General features: G+C 47.0%; 17 protein-coding genes, 1 pseudogene and 1 riboswitch. Of the genes and pseudogenes, 7 read left to right on the top strand and 11 right to left on the bottom strand.

Annotated features, from left to right (window positions below; all coding sequences use genetic code 11):
* The 9 genes and pseudogenes from GMA8713_RS11300 to GMA8713_RS11265 all read right to left on the bottom strand — a co-directional run.
* A partial coding sequence (locus tag GMA8713_RS11300; RefSeq protein ID WP_198159441.1) for a transposase domain-containing protein occupies positions 1–411 on the bottom strand: 411 nt, incomplete at its 3' end.
* A 130-nt stretch (positions 412–541) separates the two neighbouring features.
* Entirely contained in the window at positions 542–1,075 is a 534-nt protein-coding gene (locus GMA8713_RS11295; RefSeq protein WP_062709432.1) for a hypothetical protein, read from the bottom strand.
* Positions 1,076–1,269: 194 nt separating this feature from the next.
* The gene (locus tag GMA8713_RS28085; RefSeq protein WP_269747447.1) at positions 1,270–1,524 is read right to left on the bottom strand and encodes a TOBE domain-containing protein; all 255 of its coding nucleotides are present in this window, start codon (positions 1,522–1,524) and stop codon (positions 1,270–1,272) included.
* 48 nt (positions 1,525–1,572) lie between these two features.
* Positions 1,573–1,830, bottom strand: a pseudogene (locus tag GMA8713_RS27320) (sn-glycerol-3-phosphate ABC transporter substrate-binding protein UgpB); the annotation flags it as partial.
* Between the two features lie 319 nt (positions 1,831–2,149).
* A complete protein-coding gene (locus tag GMA8713_RS11280) occupies positions 2,150–3,403 on the bottom strand; it encodes an ABC transporter substrate-binding protein (RefSeq protein ID WP_062709424.1) in 1,254 nt (417 codons plus the stop codon).
* Positions 3,404–3,406: 3 nt separating this feature from the next.
* On the bottom strand, positions 3,407–4,849 hold the full coding sequence (locus tag GMA8713_RS11275; RefSeq protein WP_062709421.1) for an ATP-binding protein: 1,443 nt from the start codon (positions 4,847–4,849) through the stop codon (positions 3,407–3,409).
* Entirely contained in the window at positions 4,839–5,561 is a 723-nt protein-coding gene (locus GMA8713_RS11270; RefSeq protein WP_062709418.1) for a response regulator, read from the bottom strand. The genes GMA8713_RS11275 and GMA8713_RS11270 overlap by 11 nt, the downstream gene beginning before the upstream one ends.
* Before the next feature lie 176 nt (positions 5,562–5,737).
* Positions 5,738–5,836, bottom strand: coding sequence for a MetS family NSS transporter small subunit (locus GMA8713_RS27315; protein ID WP_157515575.1), 99 nt, complete (start codon positions 5,834–5,836; stop codon positions 5,738–5,740).
* Positions 5,833–7,338: a sodium-dependent transporter gene (locus GMA8713_RS11265; RefSeq protein WP_062709415.1), complete on the bottom strand. Its 1,506-nt coding sequence runs from the start codon at positions 7,336–7,338 to the stop codon at positions 5,833–5,835. The genes GMA8713_RS27315 and GMA8713_RS11265 overlap by 4 nt, the downstream gene beginning before the upstream one ends.
* 924 nt (positions 7,339–8,262) lie before the next feature.
* Here GMA8713_RS11265 and cydH point away from each other — a divergent pair.
* The 7 genes from cydH to GMA8713_RS11235 all read left to right on the top strand — a co-directional run bounded on the left by cydH (position 8,263) and on the right by GMA8713_RS11235 (position 17,338).
* Positions 8,263–8,355 carry a cytochrome bd-I oxidase subunit CydH gene (cydH, locus tag GMA8713_RS27310; RefSeq protein ID WP_157515573.1) on the top strand — a complete coding sequence of 31 codons (93 nt, stop codon included), beginning with the start codon at positions 8,263–8,265 and terminating at the stop codon, positions 8,353–8,355.
* Positions 8,356–8,441: 86 nt separating this feature from the next.
* Positions 8,442–9,656, top strand: coding sequence for a patatin-like phospholipase family protein (locus GMA8713_RS11260; protein ID WP_062709412.1), 1,215 nt, complete (start codon positions 8,442–8,444; stop codon positions 9,654–9,656).
* Between the two features lie 35 nt (positions 9,657–9,691).
* A complete protein-coding gene (locus tag GMA8713_RS11255; protein WP_062709409.1) occupies positions 9,692–10,249 on the top strand; it encodes a sugar O-acetyltransferase in 558 nt (185 codons plus the stop codon).
* Positions 10,250–10,433: 184 nt separating this feature from the next.
* Entirely contained in the window at positions 10,434–11,033 is a 600-nt protein-coding gene (locus GMA8713_RS11250; RefSeq protein WP_062709406.1) for a GTP cyclohydrolase II, read from the top strand.
* Between the two features lie 318 nt (positions 11,034–11,351).
* The gene (emrD, locus tag GMA8713_RS11245) at positions 11,352–12,554 is read left to right on the top strand and encodes a multidrug efflux MFS transporter EmrD (RefSeq protein WP_084387712.1); all 1,203 of its coding nucleotides are present in this window, start codon (positions 11,352–11,354) and stop codon (positions 12,552–12,554) included.
* Between the two features lie 249 nt (positions 12,555–12,803).
* Positions 12,804–14,201, top strand: a complete 1,398-nt coding sequence (locus GMA8713_RS11240) for a peptide MFS transporter (protein ID WP_062709403.1) — start codon at positions 12,804–12,806, stop codon at positions 14,199–14,201.
* Positions 14,202–14,546: 345 nt separating this feature from the next.
* Positions 14,547–14,635, top strand: a riboswitch (cyclic di-GMP riboswitch).
* A gap of 30 nt (positions 14,636–14,665) precedes the next feature.
* On the top strand, positions 14,666–17,338 hold the full coding sequence (locus GMA8713_RS11235; protein ID WP_062709400.1) for a calcium-binding protein: 2,673 nt from the start codon (positions 14,666–14,668) through the stop codon (positions 17,336–17,338).
* A gap of 55 nt (positions 17,339–17,393) precedes the next feature.
* On the opposite strand, the gene GMA8713_RS11230 is transcribed toward GMA8713_RS11235, so the two are convergent.
* A complete protein-coding gene (locus GMA8713_RS11230) occupies positions 17,394–18,023 on the bottom strand; it encodes a response regulator (RefSeq protein ID WP_062709397.1) in 630 nt (209 codons plus the stop codon).
* A gap of 17 nt (positions 18,024–18,040) precedes the next feature.
* The gene (gene narQ, locus GMA8713_RS11225; RefSeq protein WP_062709392.1) at positions 18,041–19,744 is read right to left on the bottom strand and encodes a nitrate/nitrite two-component system sensor histidine kinase NarQ; all 1,704 of its coding nucleotides are present in this window, start codon (positions 19,742–19,744) and stop codon (positions 18,041–18,043) included.
* Between the last annotated feature and the right edge of the window lie 168 nt (positions 19,745–19,912).

The following is a 19,912-nucleotide window of genomic DNA, read 5'->3' as shown; positions in this document are numbered from 1 at the left end:
GAACTGAGTGCCGTCGACTGAAAGTAAACTTAGGCCAAACCATTTGTCATCGCTATCTTCCTGCTGGGTCCAATGGGCTGCTGTCAGTTTAAAAAGCGCTTCCAAAGGTTGGGCGGTGAGGCGCTTTCTCGCTTGAGGGATAGCACTTGGTGCAACAGAATCCCCTAAGTGGTTGGAAAGCTTGAGGTCTAATTTATCTAAAACTTCCGTGATGGGTTTATCCCGATACAAGCCAATACCGACAATCAACCAAACGACAAGTTCGGCGGGTAACTTACGCCGTCTCATACTGGCTTTGTTGGTCGAATCAAGGGCTTGCTCTATCCATTCGAGCGGGAGTTCTTTTTGGAAGAGGGCCATTGATTCGGGTGCAGCAAACGTATCGACATCAATCAGCCAGTGAGCCAACATAAAAAATACCCTCAGCAATTAGTGTACTGAGGGTATTGTTAACCATCTGTAGGATCGTTCAACTGATCAATGCCTTAACTGATCGGTGTTAACCATTTAGGTGGCTTTTGTAAAGCTTGGCGCGAGGCTGTTATTGCTTGTCGCAGCTGGTTTCGGCCAGTTTCAACATCGCATCGTTGAACTGAGTCAACGGTACATCGATTTCTTTAGGGTGGCTGAGCAGAGAGGCGAGGGCAGAGCGAAGATCGTAGTTACCTTCGTGTGCTTTACCCTGACGGAATTCGAATACTTTCTTCGCTGCATCCGCGAGTTCGCCTTGTGAGCTACTAAGTGTCTTTACGTCCTCTTGAGACAAATTCAACCAAGATTCCACAGGGGCATCAAAGTTAAGTTTGCTTGGGTCGTTTTCCAGATAGTAGTCAAACGCTTCTTCGTTAAGCGTGAAGTGGTTACGGCGACCTTCAAGGAACCAACCCGCAACGCCTTCCAGTTTAGGGTCTTTCTTAATGGTCAGGTCTACGAGATTTTCGTACCAAGTGATCGAAGCATCCACATAGTTGTGATACTTCTGGCTAACACAGAGCTTGTCCAGTTGTTCGATGTCTTTCGCAAACGAAATGCCAGGCACCAAAGTGGCAATGAGGATCAGGGCTGAACGACGCATTTTTAAATCCTTTTGGTCGAAGGTTGTTTCTGTGGCGTTCTTTCTTTGGCATTGACGCTACAGATATTTTTTATAGTCGTAATGGTAATGTTAGCGACCGAAGAATAAAAACGAAAATTTTCTCTGGAATTAGTGGATTGTCACAATCCAAGCGAGAGATCTCTCTGTTGCTCAGATTGTGACAAATAGAGGGGTTAGCTTTCGATGCGTTTTTCAGTTTCTCTATCGAACAGGTGAATGTTTTTAGTGTCGATAGTCAGAGGTAACGATGCGCCATCTTCAACCACCACATGACCTTCAACGCGAAGTGTCATTTGTTGGTTTGAGTCGGAGAGTGTACCGTACACCAGTAGATCGGCACCTAAAGACTCTGTCAGTGTCACCTTCATGGTGAGTTGTTTGTCTTTTGGGTTTTCTGCAATTTGCAGGTGCTCAGGCCGAAGACCAATGAAAAGCTCTTTATCGGAAAGGTTGGAGTTTGCAATTGAGTCACCATTAACCTGGACTATCTCCGGTTGCTGTTTCGCACGTAAAGCGGCGACAGCGCCAGTCATTGTTTCTGTCTAATTGCCTTTATAAACCGGTTTTGCAACGTACTCACTTTGGCTCGCATTAAACTTATCTGCAATCTCGTTGACCTTTTCACCGAGATTACCTCCCATTGCATGCCACCATTCGATTTCTGTTGCAGCGTAAGATGGGGATGCCAGCAGCAGTGATACAGAGGTGAGTGCAGCTAATTGACCTAGCTTCATGGTTTACTCCTTGTCTGACGAACTTTTTTATGCCAGAACGGCTTTCTATTTCGAAAGTGAGATCGCTCGTTCGAGCGGGAGGGTGGAGCACATGAGCGAAATGTTACGGTTTTGTTATAGCGCTACGGAGATTGCGTGTCTTCAAGCGAAAATAAAATGTGTGATTTCCCGCCAACTTACAAAGCGTTATGAAGAATAGACAATTGAATTGACAGGATTATTAATTTCCGATGTCGAAAATGCGAATTGTGAGCGAGACGCTCGAATCAACAGATTGGGGAGTTGCGCCCAGATAGTTAAGGGCGCAATAGAGTCACAATTAGAGTTTATCAGCGAGCACTGCGGCTCGAATATGTCGCATGGTCTCGTCGATATCAACGTTATCGTCATTAAAGAAACGACTGATCACATCGAATAGCGCAAACTGGGATGCTCGGCCAATGGCCATATTGTGGGACAAACTTGCAACCAGGTTGTCTGTCGCAGCAGCGCGCAGAAACGCCTGCATAGAATCTTTCGCGCAGGCATCAAAACCTTCCATGTCGATATCCACACGGACCGGTATAGAGCCTTTACTGAGGTTAAATTCGCGTTGGAAGTCCGGTTCAAGTATCAGTTTAGCCAGCATCTTTTGTGACTCTGTTGTTTGTGAGGCGCCATTTTTGAAGAATACGAAGCTGTCAATGTTGAAAGAAAACTGGTTAGCTGTTCCGGGGGCTGTTATACAAAGGAAGTCCTTTCCTGCTTCTTTTCCTGCTGCGAGGAATTCGCCTTTTGCCCAGTCCCCCATCATCTGCATAGCGGCTTTGCCATTGATCACCAAAGACGTTGTATCGCTCCAGTTCCGCCCTGGAGCATCTGCATCCGTGTATTGCTTCATTCTGCGGAAAACCTTCAGAGTTTCGCGCATTTTTTCACTCGTCAATGCATTACTGTCTTGCTCAATAAAGGCTTGATGGAACGCTTCAGTACCCATCACTGACAGTGCTATCAGTTCAAACAGCGTGGTTTCTTGCCAAGGCTCATTACCTAATGCAAGTGGAATGTAGCCAGCAGCTTTTATGTTCTCGGCAACAGCAAAGAAGTCGTCGAGTGTTTGTGGTGGTTGAACACCAACCTTGTTTAAGACATCTGTGTTCGCCCATAACCAGTTTACGCGGTGAATGTTAAATGGCACTGCCACGTAATGATCATCCACTTTCAAGTAATCACTGACGCGGCGAGGTACCAGTTCGTTCCAGTGTTGTTGTTTGGCTACGTCATCTAAGCTGGCAAGAAATCCCAGCTTTCCCCATTCCTGGATTTCAGGACCTTTTATTTGGGCTGCATCAGGAGGGTTACCTGAAAGGGCACGTATCCGAAGGGTATTGATGGCACTTTCCCCCGCTCGGCCAGCGACAGCAAAGTCTTTCCATACGTGGCCTTCGTGCTTCATGAGTTCTTTCAAAGTATCAACTGAGCGAGCTTCGCCACCACTTGTCCACCAATGCAGTACCTCAACGTTGTTGTGGTCGTGCGCCAAAGCTGGCAAGGAAAGGCTTAATGCCAGAAACAGCGATGAGATTCTCTTCATAATTCAGGTCCTGGGGAAAGCGATGTCGATTTGCAGACCGCCTTCCTTGCGGTTGGAAAGAATGATTTCACCACCATGTGCGCGAATGATATTTTTTGCGATACCAAAACCTAGGCCGGTACCGTGCAAATCTGTATGTAAGCGGAAATAAGGGTCGAACACTTTTTTCAGGAACTCATCTGGGATGCCAGGGCCTTTGTCCATCAGGGTGATATCCAGTGATTTTTCGCCATCATGGACATACACCATGACCTCATCACCGTATTTCACACCGTTGTCGATGAGGTTGGTCAGGCAGCGTTTGAATGCGAGAGGTTTGCAATAGAATGGGCGTAACTGCTCTCCGGTAATGTTCACCCGCATGCGCTGCTGGTTGTGGACTTCAGCGATACTACTCAGTATTTGAAGCACATCCAGCGCCGTCACATTCTCGTGGATATCTGTATCTTTTACGGTTTGAAGTGCCCCTTTCACCAAGATCTCGAGTTCATCGAGGTCTTTGTTAATTTTGGTCGCCTGAACTTCATCATCAATCAACTCTGCACGAAGGCGTAAGCGAGTGATCGGCGTTTTCAAATCGTGCGAGATAGAACCAAACAGCTTTTCCCTGTCGTGCATATAGCGTTGCAGTCGTTTCTGCATCAGGTTAAAAGCACGGGTCACTGTCGTGATCTCGCTGGCACCTTCTTCAACCAGTTCTGGTTGTTCGATGTCTGTACTCAAGCGATTTGCTGCCTGTGCGAGTCTTTTTAACGGGCGTGTTTGGTTGCGGATCAACGTGAAGGTGAAGACCAACAGCAGGGTAGTGATCGCGAACAGGAAAACGATTTGGTCTGCGTTAATCAAGTCGTTTTCCAACGTCACGTATGGAGCAGGCAGAATAGCTGCGATGTATACCCATTGCCCTTCAGTTAGCTCAATTTGTACTACCAGGATCGGTGGGTTTAATGGTTCCAGACTGAGAGTGTGGTGTGCCCAGGATTTCGGGAGGTCAGACAGCAACAAGCTGTTGTTGAGCACTCGCAGTGTTTCAGGACGCGAGAAGTCCACTTTGATTTGGTCAACGTTAGGTAGTTCTTTTTTTAGTACGTTTTCGATGGTGCCTATCGCTTCGAGCTTTGAACGGGTCTCCGGGATTGGCGTAATGTGGATTTCCTCAGTGTTAAACGATACGAAGAATCGCGCACCACCCATATTGCGGAGTTGGTCTAGGGCGATATGACGGTATTCGAGGGGGAGTGACTGGAAGAAAGTGGTGGTGGAAGCAAACATCTGCGCCATGCTTTCAGATGCTGATTTCAAACCTTCAACTTCACGCTCTTTGGACTGCGCATACCAGAAAAAGCTCGCGACGCTCTGTGCGAGGATCACTGACAGTACTGTGAGTAGCAGCGTCCGGGTAAGCAGTGAGCGGGGCCAGAAATAGGATTTTAAATCAAGACTCATAGGTAATGTCTGCGACAAACATGTAGCCGTTGCCACGAACGGTTTTGATGATGGTAGATTGGCGGCCATTATCTTTTAATCGTTGCCGTAAGCGGCTGACTTGAACATCAATACCACGTTCTTGTGGTTGAGCATCGCGGCCGCGTGTTGCGTTGGAAATTGCGTTTCTGTCCATCAGCGTGTTTGGATTTTCAATAAACATCATTAAAAGAGCAAAGTCAGCGGAAGTCATTTCTACTTCTTGGCCGGTGACCTGATGGTTTAAACGTTGGGTCACGGGGTCCAGACGCCATTGTGCAAATCGAATGCCTTTCGGCTTGGACATGGTAGTTTCCTGCAACTGTTGCGTTCTGCGGAGCAGGGCACGGATACGGGCGACCAATTGGCGTGGGCTGAAAGGTTTTGCGATGTAGTCGTCTGCACCCAGTTCCAAACCGATGATTTGGTCTGTTTCGTCTGATACGGCGGTCAGCATAATGATGGGTACGCTTGAATCTTGACGAACGTACTTACATAAGGTGAACCCATCATCGCCAGGGAGCATAATGTCAAGGAGAATAAGGTCAGGGTACTGAACAGCCAGCTTGGCTTTCATTTCCTGTCCGTTTTGCGCGGTTGTCACATCATATCCGGCTTTAGACAGATATTCTTGAAGCAGCTCGCGGATTTCTAAATCGTCATCCACCACCAGAATCCGCTTCTGATTAACCATGAAAGGCCTTCCCCTGATACTTCTACAACTAGTTAAACAGCTTTTTATTATCTAAGAGAATAAGTCCTCTTTCTAGCGCATGTTGACCAAATAGGGTGCATGGGATCAAACAAATGGTTAAATGAACAAAAAAGAACCCCGGTATTTGCCGGGGTTCATGTCTTTCTGGGTTCGGATTACTTATCCGCCTTCATTGCACGGCTGATGCAATAAGCTGCGCCGCCCCAGGTAATGCCGAAACCAATCAGCATCATAATGATTGCACTTGTTGTCATACGTTTGTCTCCTGTGCATCGTTCTCCGCTGAATCCTTAGCAGGACGCGACACGATGTTGACGATGATACCTACAATAGCCAGTGCTGCAGTCAGGCCCCAGCCCAGCATCAGCAGGTCGCTTTGCTCGTAACCGCCATAACCTTCTTTGAATGTGTTAACCAGGTTGGTACCGACGATCCAAGCCAGCATCAGTGGGCTAACGAAACGTACACACACATCTAGCCATGCACCGACAGAGAACTCAGAAACCTTGTTTACGTGGTCACGGATGTCAGACACTTTGATCAACCAACCTAAGATAACTAGTTCAATCAAGCAGCTCGCCAGCAAGGCAACATTGTTCATGAAGTAGTCAACCAAATCGAGCAGCAACAGACCGCCGTTGGTTGCAAACGCCATAGAAACTGCGAAGCCGGTACCACAAACTACAGAGGCTGCTGCTTTACGGCTGATGTTTAGTTTGTCGATGATGGCTGAAGTTACGGCCTCAATGATTGAGATGTGCGAGCTCAGACCGGCGACAACCAGTGCCAAGAATAGCAGTGGGCCAATAATGTATGGTGCTGGAAGCAAGTTAATCGCCTGAGGAAGGGTGATAAACGCCAGACCAACACCGCCGCCAACCACTTCCGTTACTGCTTTACCTTGCTCTTGTGCCATATAGCCCAGGATAGAGAAGATAAGTACACCGGCCAGAATCGAGAAACCACAGTTGATTAGAACGGTCATGAACGCATTGTTCGTGACGTCAGACTTCTTCGGTAGGTAGCTCGAGTAAGCCAGCATGATGGCGAAGCCAACAGAAAGAGTGAAGAAGATCTGTCCGTAAGCTGCAGACCAAACTTTCGCGTCAGTCAGTTTGCTGAAGTCAGGCGTGAACAGGTAGTTCAAACCTTCTACCGCACCTGGCAGGAATGCAACACGTGCAATCAACAACAGAACCATGATGAAGAGTACAGGCATCAAGATCTTGTTTGCGCGCTCGATACCGCCTTTTACGCCCGTAAATACAGCAGCAAAAGTGATAGCCCATGCAATGGCCATCGGAATTGCAATGTGGAGCTGCCAACTGCCCAGATTACTTGGCGAATTCTCCCCGAGTTTCAGGTATTCGCTGAAGAAGAAGGCATTGGTGTCTGTCCCCCAGCTTTGGTCAAATGCAAAGCCGACATAAGACATTGCCCAGCCGATAACTGCCACGTAGTAAACCGCGATAACAGCAGCGATACCGACCTGGAACCAGCCTAGCCATTCGAACTTAGTATTCAGTTTTGAAAAGACAACCGGCGCAGAACCACGAAGTTTATGGCCAAGACCAAACTCCATGATCATAAATGGGATACCTGCAGTAAGCATGGCGAAAAGATAAGGAACAAAAAATGCGCCGCCGCCGTTTTCGTAAGCCATATACGGGAAACGCCAGATGTTCCCCAAGCCGATTGCGGAGCCCACTGCCGCCAGGATAAATCCTGCGCGAGAGCCCCATACTTCTCTAGTCATAACTTCTCCTTGTTGTTGATTGCACACGCCTTTTTTATGCGTAGACAACAAATTGTAGTCTTCGCTGTATTATCAGCGGCTATCTAAGTGAACAGAATTGAGTGTATTTGTTGCTGTTCTGGAAGCGCGTGGTGCAGGTGCTAATTCAACCATGTTGTGTTTGGAATTTTTCCCGTCACTTAAGCAAAATAATCTTCTGCCTGTGAGGTTAATGGCAGATTAAGCATTGGTAATATCTAAATCAATAGCGCAAATCTCTTATTTTCATGCTGTATCTATTGCGATGATTCCGCATATTTTGCTGTTGACGGTGTGTTTCTGATTGTAAATAAACTATTACCAGTGTATTGGTCTATTGATAACTTATCTGTTAGCAGAAAGTTGTGAAGTCCTTTTTCTGTTCGTTTGAGTGAAAAGTGAACAAAAGTGCGTGTAAGTTTGAATAACCAATATAAGTGTAAGAAAAAATATCTATTCGTAGCCTAAAATTTGATAGATAGGCAATTATCAAGACCAAATAGTACAGATTTATAGTCATTTTGAGGTGTATAAAAAATGCATAAAAACATAACGTTAATTTATTCCCGTAAGGAAAATTATAGTTAATAAAATGTTAATAAATTAAAAAAGCCAAGATCCATACAACTAACAATAAAAGTAGTCAATATCACTGGATCAATACATGTCTATTCATGATTTTTTGTGCTTGCAAGTTGTGACAAAGTTTTTCGCGAACATACTTTTTCTTCAGGATAAGATTCTGCTAACGATTGATATGTAGGTTGTTTGCTTTTCGTCACAAAATGAAATATTTGATTCTTCGCCGAAACGATCTTAGATTGGGAACTGAATATTGAGGCTTGCGGTGGTAACTTCTATACATTATGAATATGTAATGTGAGTGTTACTGCAAGGAGCAGAAAAATGGACACTAACTTAAAAATCGCACTATTCACCGCTTGCTGCGCACTTAGCGGGATCCTGACTTTTGCTACTGTGGCGATTGTCTTTTCTTAGCGCTCAATTTGTATAAAAGTATTGGCTCTGTACGAGTGAGTAAGCCTAAAATAGCGCGAACTCATTGATTACACCGAGAGGTGCTTGTGCAGAGCCCAAAAGACACTGATCTTACAGCGTCTTTTCCGTCCAAAAGTGTTTCGGCAACTCCTATTCCAACCCAAACTAAAGGACGAAAAAAACGTATTGCTCTTGTTGCTCAGGGTGGTGGGCAACGTGGCGTTTTCACTTCCGGCGTATTAGATAGCTTTCTTGATGCTGGCTTTGATCCTTTTGAACTCTACATCGGCACTTCTGCTGGTGCGCTGAATCTCGCTTCATACATCACTCGCCAGCGTGGTTTTGGTCATCATTTCATCACCCAATACACAACCCAAGATCGCTTCTTCAATCTTATGAAATATGTGCGTCGTCAGCAGTTTATGGATTTGGACTGGGCGCTTGAAACGGCGTGTCCAGATCACCCAGAAGGGCTGCGCGTTGAAAACGCACGTGACACCCTCGTAAACCGCACAGCCTACGCTTGTGCAACAAATAGTCACACACTGGAGCCAAACTTCTTCCGTATGTTTGAAGATGACTGGTTGAATGTAATGAAGGCAACTTGTGCGATCCCTATGCTTTATCCCAAGGCGATTCGTATTGCAGATCAATTTTATGTTGATGGTGGAGTAACAGGAGCAATACCTGCTAGAGAAGCTTTCAACCGGGGTGCTGATATCATTGTGGTCATTCGCACAGAACCTGTTGCGGTAGATAAAACGCTGATGAGCGCGGTACTTACTGAGAATTTCCGTGGGCGCATGGAAAAAAGACTTCCAGACTACCTGGCACGGCTCAATATAGAAGATCGTATTGAAAAGCTATCAGAGTTCCATCACCAGCTTGCGCACCGATTGGAAGGGATCAGGGAGCGTTACCGAGATAAAGCGCCTGAGCCTCTGTGGCAGAAATTCAGAGAGATGATACATCAGAAAAATCAGAACGGGGGCCGTTGGTTGTTTGGCGGCGATTCTATCTATCGTCTTCATGCTTTGACCGGGCAAAAACTTAATGCGGACATGTTAGAGATGCTGACTAGGCACTTTCAGACTTACCAAGATGCCATTGAGTTTATGTCTCATCCGCCGGTACGGACAGAGCTCATTCAACTGGCTCCTAAACAGCCACTATCGAGCAGTGCACTGCTTAGTAAGCCCTTCCAGCTTGAACACGACTATCAGGATGGCCTGGTAACCGGCCGTCTATTTGTTGATGAATATGCGGCAATGCTCAGTGAAGTTTCGACGGTAACGCGCTAACTTATAAAAACTACTGTACTTTCAAGGAAGAAAGATTGACCGAATTTGAAAAAATGCAGCACGGGATGCCATACAGCCCTGTTGATCCTGAGCTTACCCAGTTCCGTTATGCCTCGAGGAGGCTTTGCCAACAGTTCAATACGATTGACCCCGCGGATGTTGATGCCCATGAAATGCTCATTACCAAACTGTTTGCGATTCGGGGAAAAGGCGTTGTGGTTGAAGCGCCTTTCACTTGCTCCTACGGAATGAACGTCAATGTGGGCAATAACGTCGCGTTTGGACCAAATTGCACCATTATCGACAGTGGACACGTAGAAATAGGCAATAACGTGTTGATTGGTCCGGGAGTAGGGATCTACACGATTATACAAGGCCTGCTGCCTTTGGAAGTACGTGATGGTGAGATGGAGATTTCTTTGCCTATAATTATTGGCAACAACGTCGTTATTGGTGGCAACAGTGTTATCAAAGCGGGTGTTTCGATAGGCGAAGGAGTCGTTATCGAAGCGGGTTCTGTGGTGGAGGGTGATATCGAGCCCTTCTCCGTTGTGTCCGGAAACCCAGCAGCCGTGATTCGTCGCCTCCGTTGATGGGTTGGCAGTGTTATCAGAGTTCTGTTACGATTGCCCGCCACGACAGTAGAAATGTTATATTATAACAATTTCATAGAGACGGTGTTGATATGTATCCGGCGCTCAGACACTTAGCGGCTCAATCCGGATATACAGGGCAGTAAAATTCGGTATCCCCGAATTAAAAAGAGAATTGCAGTCGATGGCAAAAATTAGAGCAAGAGTCCCATTGAAGGTGGGTGTAGGGAGTAAAATTCCTGCAGAAATACTTTCGTTCGAAGGTTTGGGCTCGGAAAAAGAGCACGTCGCTATTATCTTCAAATGTGCAGATCAGAAGCAAGGAGCTCCACTGGTCAGAATGCATTCAGAATGCCTCACAGGCGATGTATTCCATTCCTCACGCTGCGATTGTGGCGAACAACTCGAAGAAACCATCCAGAAAATGGGCGAAGAGGGTGGGATTATTCTCTATCTTCGTCAGGAAGGCCGTGGTATCGGCCTATACAACAAACTGGATGCTTACAGGCTTCAGAGCGAAGGGATGAATACTTACGAAGCAAACAATCACCTAGGTTTTCCGGATGACTTACGCACGTTTGAAGACGCTGCAGACATGTTGAAAGCACTAGATGTGAATGCGATTCGCCTTATCACCAACAATCCAAAGAAGGTTCGTGAGATTCAGGACCACGGTATCAAGTTGGAGGGTGTTGTTGGGACTCAGGCCCACGTCAAAGAGGGAAATGAGATGTACCTGAAGGCGAAGGTATCACACGGCAAGCACAAATTGACGATCGATTAAGCTCGACCAGAGTCAATACCAAAAAGCAGCGTTCAGTCGCTGCTTTTTTGATCTTTATTGTCCGTTCTCATTTTTATTCTGGGTTAACGAATACTCAGGCAAATCAATAGCTGTAGTGTTACATTAGAATAACTAATCCTTTCTATGATTTCTTATCGTGCGTAAATCACGTTTTATTAGTTGTTAGAACCTCACCTCACTACTAAACTCTCCGAAAAATAAGGGGCAGTGGCATTCTTAGCATTAGATATCTTTTTTCTTGTTCGCTCCCTCACATAAAAGATTCTTAACGATTATTTGCTTTCGGGAGTGCAGGTTGTGTCTTCGGCAACGCCTTTATCCAAAATTTTACTCATGATTATCATCTTGGCCGCTGTAGGTCAGATGACACAAACCATGTATGTGCCTTCAATGGCAATGATGGCTGAAAGTTTTGCTGTGCCCCCAGCTTGGCTTCAAGCTGTTATGGCGTGCTACCTTATCCCTTATGGACTTTCCCAGTTTATCTATGGTCCCCTGTCTGATCGCTTTGGCCGTAAGCCCGTTATTCTGGTGGGTTTGGCGATCTATATTGCTGGTACGATTGTCACTCTGACGGCAGGCAGCTTTAGCATTTTCTTGTTGGGCAGCGTTATTCAGGGCGCGGGTATTGGATGTGGTGGCGCGATGGCGCGCACATTGACCCGTGACTGTTTCGATGGAAGCCGCCTGCACAAAGCGAACAGCCTGATTAGCATTGGCCTGATTTTTTCACCGTTGATGGCACCTGTGATTGGCGGATTGCTTAGCTCGTATTTCAGTTGGCAAGCAAGCTACGCATTTCTGTTTGCTTTGGCTGTTGTGGTTTATCTGGTTATGTCACTCTACTTTAAGGAAACGCTGCCAGCGGACGCTCGCCGTAAGGACTCGGTGCTGAAAAGCTATCACCATGTGATGAGTAACCGACAGTTCCAAGGTTACCTGATTTGCCTGATTGCTGTTTTCTCCGGTATTTCAGTGTTTGAAGCTGCAGCGGGTGTATTGCTGGGAAGTACATTAGGTCTTAGTGCTACGAAAGTTAGCCTATTGTTTGTGCTGCCACTGCCAGGCTTTATGGCGGGTTCATGGCTTTCTAGTGTGATTGAACAGCGGCTGTCTTCAGGTAAATCGCTATTAGTGGGGTCAGTCATTCTGTTCATGGGAGCGTTGACTGTGGTAATTCCGGGCTATTTTGCCACCGTTACCGTAGAAACCCTGATTGGTGGAGCATTTGTTTACTTCATGGGCGCGGGCTTATTGTTCCCAGCTGCAACAACTGGTGCTATTTCACCCTTCCCACGCCATGCGGGCACCGCGGGTGCTGTCATGGGAGGCGTGCAAAACATGGCTGCGGGTGTATTTACGCTATTGGCCGCTCAGATGAATGTGAACGATCAGTTCTCTCTGGGCGCAATTTTGCTGGCAATGGCCGTAGTTTCGGGGCTTGGTTTGCTACTGTGTCGTCGCCAGAAAGTGGCGCCAGATACACCCGTTACAGCATAGTGTTGTGGCTTGGATATAAATACGACCAATTAAGTAAAAAGGCGGCTGATCCAACAGGATCTCCCGCTTTTTCTATCTTAACTGGGATTGATTTAGATCAAGTTAAGTATGATGCATATAAATATATATACATAATATTTGCGACATTGATCAATTTGGTGCAATGTGTACCGCCTGTGGCGGAGTTTGAAAGGAAAAGGAGGACCTAGAAACTCCCGCTTTAATAATCATAAAGGCGGTAAACACACAATGAATGCAAGCAGACAGTCTGAATGGCTGGGTCATCCTCGCGGTTTGTTCCTCCTCTGTGGCACAGAGTTATGGGAACGCTTCTCCTTCTACGCGATGCGCGCCATCCTGGTACTTTACCTCACTGATAAAACGATTAACGGCGGTCTTGGATGGACGACACAAGACGCGTTGAACCTCTACGGTATATACACCGGACTTGTCTATCTGACACCAGTAATTGGTGGTTGGATTGCAGATAATTTCGTTGGTCAAAGACGTTCAATCATCGTCGGTGGTGCTCTGATGGCGGTTGGCCAGTTTACGCTGGCGTTACCAAACAGCGTAACCGATCCGTTTGAACTTCAAGCATTCTATGTGGGTTTGGCATTTCTTATTATCGGTAATGGACTGTTTAAGCCAAATATTTCAACTATGGTGGGGCGCCTCTACAACGAGGGTGATAACCGCCGTGACGGTGCTTTCACCATTTTCTACATGGGTATCAACTTGGGCTCATTGCTGGCAGGCATCATTGCAGGTACCGCTTCTATGCATTTCGGATGGAAAGCAGGGTTCTTGTGTGCTGGTGTGGGCATGTTGATGTCGCTGGTCATTCAGTTGTTATTTGCGAATCGTCTTCTTGGAAATATTGGTATTGAACCAGCAGCGAAAGCACATATGAACAAAAGTGGCGATAATGGCAAACAACCGCTGACTAAAGTTGAGCGTGACCGCTTGAAAGTGATCGTGGTGATGAGCCTCTTTGTTATCATCTTCTGGGCTGGCTTCGAGCAAGCAGGTGGCCTGATGAACATTTACTCTCAGGAATACACCAACCGTATGCTGGGAGGCTTCGAAGTACCTGCGGCCTGGTTCCAGTCTCTTAACCCAATGTTCATCATTATTCTTGCACCATTGTTGGCAGTTCTCTGGCGTCGTCTAGGTGCAAATGAACCAAACTCTCCGATAAAATTCGCCGTGGCAATGGGATTCTTGTCTCTCGGCTTTGTCTGCATGGTGGGTGCAGCGATGCAGCAGGGCGGTGACATGTCTGTGAAAGCTTCAATGTGGTGGCTGGTGGGGGCGTATTTCTTCCATACACTGGGTGAACTGTGTTTGTCTCCAATCGGTCTTTCCCTAATCACTAAGCTGGCACCGCTTCGTCTGATGTCAGTGATGATGGGTACTTGGTTCTGTGCTAACGCGGTTGCTAATTATGTAGCTGGCTTCATCGGTAGCCATGTTGGTGATGCCGGCCCGTTGGCAATTTTCGGTGGTATTGCGGTAACTTCTGCGGTTGCTGGTCTGCTCCTGGTTCTATGTTCAAGCAAGCTGGTAGACTGGATGCATGGTGCGGAGGAAAACAAACAGGATTCTGACGCAAGTTTGACAGAGAAGTCTGTTGTTACAGCGTAATATGTAGTCATCATATAGTGTTTCTTAAAAAGCCATCGGTTGGTGGCTTTCTGTCTACTCCCCCAAGTAGGACATTAAAAACGTCACATACTTCGTACGGTTTAATACCAATATCACACAAGAGTATTGCATCATGGCCAGTGCAGCTCTAATGCCTTTTGAGTCTTTTCTAAAAGTCGGCTAAGGCCGTTCCTACCAGTAGCCTTATATTAAGACTAATTGCACATCACTCTATTGCCGTAGAGTCTTCATTCCGCCACCCTGATATCGCGTTGAAACAGCGGTACCAATGCTTTACGAGCTATAGGCTCCCATCATTTAAGATTCATCAATAGGACAACTAACCGGAGTTAAAGCCAAACCTGTTGTGAAACAGGGACGGAAAGTTACGGGTCTCAGGTTTATGGTGGTACTGAGATGGCTGGACCGCCTCTAAGCTTGGTTAGCTAAAAGAGGGACAGACAATGTCGGATTTTATCGGAACAAATAACGCAGACACCATCAACGGCACACTTGGAGATGATTACATCGAAGGTAGAGACGGCAACGACGTTATCTACGGTGATGTGGGTGATTCAACGGGTACGGGTTATGTTGGTGCTGTTTTTGTCATGGGAGCGGATTTTTCTGCATCCAGCGGTGAGTTTCACACGTTTAACTTTCCACCAACACTCAATTTCTCTGGTTCAACGACAACCGCGACATTTAATGATGACGACGGAAAATTGAACGGCGATGACAACTGTAATGAGTATTCAGATGATTCAACCCAGTCGGTAGAAATTGGTGGCCAAGAGTTCAACGTTAACGTCGACTACCAACTCCAATATTGTGATTCTGCAGGCAACATCTATACCTTCGCAGTGGTTGATATCGATGCGGACAATTCTGGTAATCACTACAACAACGTTGGTGAAAACGGCAAGATCCTGATTCAAACCGATGGCCCAGAAATCACTTCGTCTACTGATCTTACTTTGGTACCTAACTCTTACCAAAACATCAGCAGCCTGGATTACTCTTCTTTCACTTCTCCAGAAACTGTCGATCCAAGCGTTGGTGGTGATGACGTTATCACTGCGGGTAATGGCGATGACACCGTTTATGGCCAAGGCGGTAATGACTACATCGAAGGTGATAACGGCCAGGACGAGATTTACGGCGGTGATGGTGATGACATCATCTACGGAAACACAGCGGCACCAAACTTCAGCGATGACCCATGCGTCAATGTTTTCCAGATGGGTGCTGATTTCACCATGCCGAATGGTGGTGAGTTCCATACTTTCTGTTTCCCACCAAAGCTGTCTTTCGACGGTGGTTCAACGAAAGTCACTTTCCAGGATGATGATGGTTACCTGAATGGCGATGATTACTGCAATGAGTACTCTGATGACAAATCTCAGACCGTAACCATTGACGGTAATACCTATGCGGTCAATCTGGATTACACCCTGCAGTACTGTGATTCTGAAGGCAACATTTACCAGTTCGCTATCCTGGATGTGGACTTGGATGGTAACGGCCACCACTACAACAACCTGAACGAAAATGGCAACCTGCTGCTGCAATTGAGCGGTCCAGCTATCACAGACATGACTGACCTGTCTCTGGTGCCGAACTCTTACTGCAACATCAGCTACATCGATTACAACAGCATCTCAGAAGACACCACTCAGGTTTCTAACGATGAAGATTACATTGACGGCGGTGCTGGTAACGACACCATCTACGGCCAGTGGGGCGACGATGTTATCTACGGTGGCGAAGGTGATGACGTTATCTACGGCGGTACTTATGGCCATCAAACCATTGAGCTGGATCGTGGCCAAGATGGCTACTGGGATATCAGTAATGGTGACGCTGTCACGCTGGATCTGTCCAGCATCACTTCAAGCGCGTCATACAACAACAGTGTGGGTTACTACGTGTTGGATGAAAATGGCAACGTGCTGAAAGCGGTGATTATGGCGGATAACGCCAAGCTGGATAACGAAGCGCAAGCGGTTATCGACGTGGAAGGCGCAGATCGTCTTGGTCTGTTCATCATCCCGGATGGCGACACCAAAGGGTTTAACGAAGGTGAAGTAACACTGAGTTTTGCTAGCGGTAGCCCAGTCTTTGGTCAGGGTAGTCTGTCTGCCGGCGGCTATGTGTCTGAACAAGGTAAAAACGGCGACCGTCAGGATCATGAAATCAACTCTGGCGAGAACTCTTGCTGGGAAGATCTGTGGTGTCTGGGCGACAAAGACTACAATGACGTGGTCATGAAAGTTAACGCGACTCAAGTTATTGAAGAGAGTGACGCTGACACCATCTACGGTGGTGAAGGTAACGACACGATTTTTGGTGGTGACGACGACGACCACATCATGGGTGGCGTTGGTGATGACCTTCTTTACGGTGGCGAAGGCGACGACGTGATTGAAGGTGGTGAAGGTAACGACCAACTGTTTGGTGGTTTGGGCAAAGATACGCTGTTGGGCGGTGCGGGTGATGACCTCCTGCACGGTGGTCCAGGTAACGACGTCACTATCGATGGTGGTGAAGGTGTTGACTCTTATCGTGGTAGCAACGGTGATGATTTGCTCATCTTCGGTCAGGACGACTTTGTTGGTTTGACCACTACTGCCAATGGTGAAGTGATCAACCAGCACATGTACTACGGTGATACCGGCTTCGATACCATGCTGGTCAACGGCGATGCCATTGTGGACTTCACGGGTGTGGCTTATCAGTCAGATTCAAGCGTTACCGGCAACGTGATGGCGCAGATTGAAGCAGTGATAGGTGACGAAGGTAACCAAATCCTGACTATCAATCCAAATGCTATCGAGGCGCAGTCTGACGTACCAGCTGGCGAAGACTTGGGCACACCGGACGATTGGGACGGCTTCATTGCTCACTTGGGCGCTGGTGATGACGTTTTCGACGTATCTGGTGTTCCTTGGAACTTCGTTGAAGACGGTACAGTGAACGCGCCGATTTCAGCAGAGATGATCAGCTTGATGGGCCTGACCGATACCCAGGTTGGTGAGTTGAATGCGTACGTGTTCGAGCATGATTATCTGGATCGTACCATCACTATCTGGACAGATGCAGAGACAGTAACCCTTAACGGTAACGATCTGTTCTAAGTTGTGCGGTTAAACGGAAAGGGCGGCCTTGTGGCCGCCCTTTTTTCTTGCAATGTCAGATGCCAGGTTCGTTTTCCAGATACAACACGGTGGCAGCAACGCGGGATTCCACCCCCAACTTCTTCAAAAGGTTCTTCAGGTGCACTTTGACTGTCGCTTCTGAGATATACAAAGTTTCCGCTATTTGCTTGTTCCTGAGCCCTTTTGCTACCTGATGAAGGATTTGCATCTCGCGTTCAGTCAGTACGCTGAGTGGTGAAGTCTGATCACGACTCTGGTTGAGAAATTGACGAACTTGGTCGCTGTAAGCTTTTTCGCCGGTCATGGCGAGTTTTAGCTGATCGACCAACTCTTCCGGCTCAGCGTCTTTGAGAAGGTAACCATCTGCGCCGGCCTGCACAATGGCGTGAATATCGCTGGGGCTATCAGAAACCGTGAGAATAACGATGATAGAAGTACAACCGTCGTTCCTCAGCGCTTTCAGCGTATCGAGACCAGAGAGACCTTTCATGTTGAGATCGAGAATAACAAGATCTGGTTCATTGCGTAGGACTTCGGCAATCGCGTCTGCGCCATTGCTTGCTTCCGAAATAGCAGAAAATTCCGGTTCAAATTTCAGTAGCTGTGAAAGACCCTTTCTCATCAGAGGGTGGTCATCGACCAGCAATACGCTCCATGTTTCCATGTGAAAGTCACTCCGTGTTAGTTAAGGTCAAAGGTGAGTGTGACCTGACACCCCTGGGAAGGTGCCGTGGTAATTTTTAGTTCGCCACCCAGCATCTCCGAACGTTCCTGCATGATATTCAGCCCGTAATGATCAGGCTTTTCTTCCCGCAATGAAAACCCAACGCCATCATCTATGATTTCGACACATGCTTGATGATTGTGTTGGAAGCAACGCACCTGTATGTGCTGTGCATTGGCATGCTTGATGGCGTTTGAGCACGCCTCACGGATGATTTGAAGTATATGCATCTGGCGTTGCGCATCCATCGACAGCGTATCCATATCCGCTTTCACCGTCAGTTTTGCATCGGTTTGCCCCTGTAAGGCATCAATCATTTCCCGCAGGGCAAGGCCAAAATCCGCATGTGTTAAAGAGAGTCGGAAGGCGTTCAGAAGCTCACGCAGTTGGTCGTAAGCAATACGCAGTTGCTCACTAATGTCGTCTGCAATCTCTTTGCAGTCTGGTGCATCAACCGCTTTAAGGTGACGTTTCAGTAAACTGGTTTGAATTTTTAAGTAAGACAGGGATTGAGCAATGGAGTCGTGTAGCTCCCGAGCCAAAGTGGCGCGCTCTTCCATCACGGCCAAATGCATCGCCTGTTTCTGGGCGTGATTGTAGTAAACGCCACGGGCGAGAATCGAGGCCAAATTGGCAAGCAGGGCATGGTCAACAAGTGTCTTATCACCTTGCCATCTGAGCGTTCCCAGTTTGTCTCCATCCAGCTCTAGTGGCAGAGCATGCCATTCAAGCCCGGTAGGCGTTCCGGCTGAGAGTTCCCAGTCTGTCTGGTTTTCGTTGTGAGCTTGCAATGCCAGCGCTTCTACGCCGTCAGCTTTCAAAGTGATGGCTAAGATTTTCTCGAAGCTCTCCCGCGTAAGGAAGGTGGAAGAAAGTTGGGTTGAACAATCATATAGCACATTGAGTGACTGGTTGGCTTTGGTGATCTTTTGGGTTTTGCTCTCAATTTTCTGCTCTTGGTTGCTATACAGGCCTTTTAGTTCGTTAGCCATCAAGGCGAAGCTGTTGGAAAGCACACCCAATTCATTGTTCTTAACAGGCGGTAATTCGGCATCAAACTCGCGGTTTTGAATCATCTGGCTGGCTTTCACCAACATGTTGAGAGGATTCACGATATGACGTTGAGTGTAGTGAATCAGAAACAGCACCAACGCCAGAATCAACCCAAGACCAACACTTCCGACCATGGCGAGCACTTGCAGTTTGTTTTCTGAGTGCTGCTGAAGGGCATATACAAAACGGTCGATATCATTCACAAATAAACCGACTTGCTCAACGTAGAAGCCTCTATCTTGGCTCTCCAGCTCTGGGCGGAGTAGAACCCAGCGAGAAATGAGCGAGTTATAACGTTCTCGGATTTCCATGGGCACGGCGAAGTTATCCAGAATAACGAGTTCCGGAGAAAGCAGTGACGCTTCGAAGCTTTCGATATGCTCAGGCAGGCGAGGGGAGTCCAATACGATGTCGTAAGCAATTCGGTAGCTTTGCATTCGCAATGAACCAGAGGTATTGATGGCCGCAGCGTCATTCAGGCTGGAAGCAAAGGTAAAGATTGCAAAACCCGTGATAATCACCGCGAGGAAGAGTATGCCAATAAGAGAACGGGCGACGATAGTGGTAACGGATTGTTTTACAGCTATATCTTTCTTTTGAGCATTCATTTTAAGATTCAAGCGTACGGTTTTGATTTCATAATGTGAACTATATCAATTCGATAAATTGATCTAGCGCAATACCACCCCCTATATACCCCCTAAGAGGTATATATACACCTCTCATTTCTTCATAACGTGGCCTTAATTAAGAAGTAGCTCATGAAATATGAGCTT

This window comes from Grimontia marina, from assembly GCF_900060185.1.
In the GTDB taxonomy this organism is placed as follows: domain Bacteria; phylum Pseudomonadota; class Gammaproteobacteria; order Enterobacterales; family Vibrionaceae; genus Enterovibrio; species Enterovibrio marinus.
The sequence above is the reverse complement of the archived record's forward strand: the minus strand, read 5'-3'. Positions and strand labels throughout refer to the sequence as shown.

Bases quoted from the DNA above. Each gene is read 5' to 3' on its own strand.
- GMA8713_RS11295 (WP_062709432.1), bottom strand. From the start codon at position 1,075: ATGCGTCGTTCAGCCCTGATCCTCATTGCCACTTTGGTGCCTGGCATT.
- GMA8713_RS11280 (WP_062709424.1), bottom strand. From the start codon at position 3,403: ATGAAGAGAATCTCATCGCTGTTTCTGGCATTAAGCCTTTCCTTGCCA.
- GMA8713_RS11275 (WP_062709421.1), bottom strand. From the start codon at position 4,849: ATGAGTCTTGATTTAAAATCCTATTTCTGGCCCCGCTCACTGCTTACC.
- GMA8713_RS11270 (WP_062709418.1), bottom strand. From the start codon at position 5,561: ATGGTTAATCAGAAGCGGATTCTGGTGGTGGATGACGATTTAGAAATC.
- GMA8713_RS27315 (WP_157515575.1), bottom strand. From the start codon at position 5,836: ATGACAACAAGTGCAATCATTATGATGCTGATTGGTTTCGGCATTACC.
- GMA8713_RS11265 (WP_062709415.1), bottom strand. From the start codon at position 7,338: ATGACTAGAGAAGTATGGGGCTCTCGCGCAGGATTTATCCTGGCGGCA.
- cydH (WP_157515573.1), top strand. From the start codon at position 8,263: ATGGACACTAACTTAAAAATCGCACTATTCACCGCTTGCTGCGCACTT.
- GMA8713_RS11250 (WP_062709406.1), top strand. From the start codon at position 10,434: ATGGCAAAAATTAGAGCAAGAGTCCCATTGAAGGTGGGTGTAGGGAGT.
- GMA8713_RS11240 (WP_062709403.1), top strand. From the start codon at position 12,804: ATGAATGCAAGCAGACAGTCTGAATGGCTGGGTCATCCTCGCGGTTTG.
- GMA8713_RS11235 (WP_062709400.1), top strand. From the start codon at position 14,666: ATGTCGGATTTTATCGGAACAAATAACGCAGACACCATCAACGGCACA.
- GMA8713_RS11230 (WP_062709397.1), bottom strand. From the start codon at position 18,023: ATGGAAACATGGAGCGTATTGCTGGTCGATGACCACCCTCTGATGAGA.
- narQ (WP_062709392.1), bottom strand. From the start codon at position 19,744: ATGAATGCTCAAAAGAAAGATATAGCTGTAAAACAATCCGTTACCACT.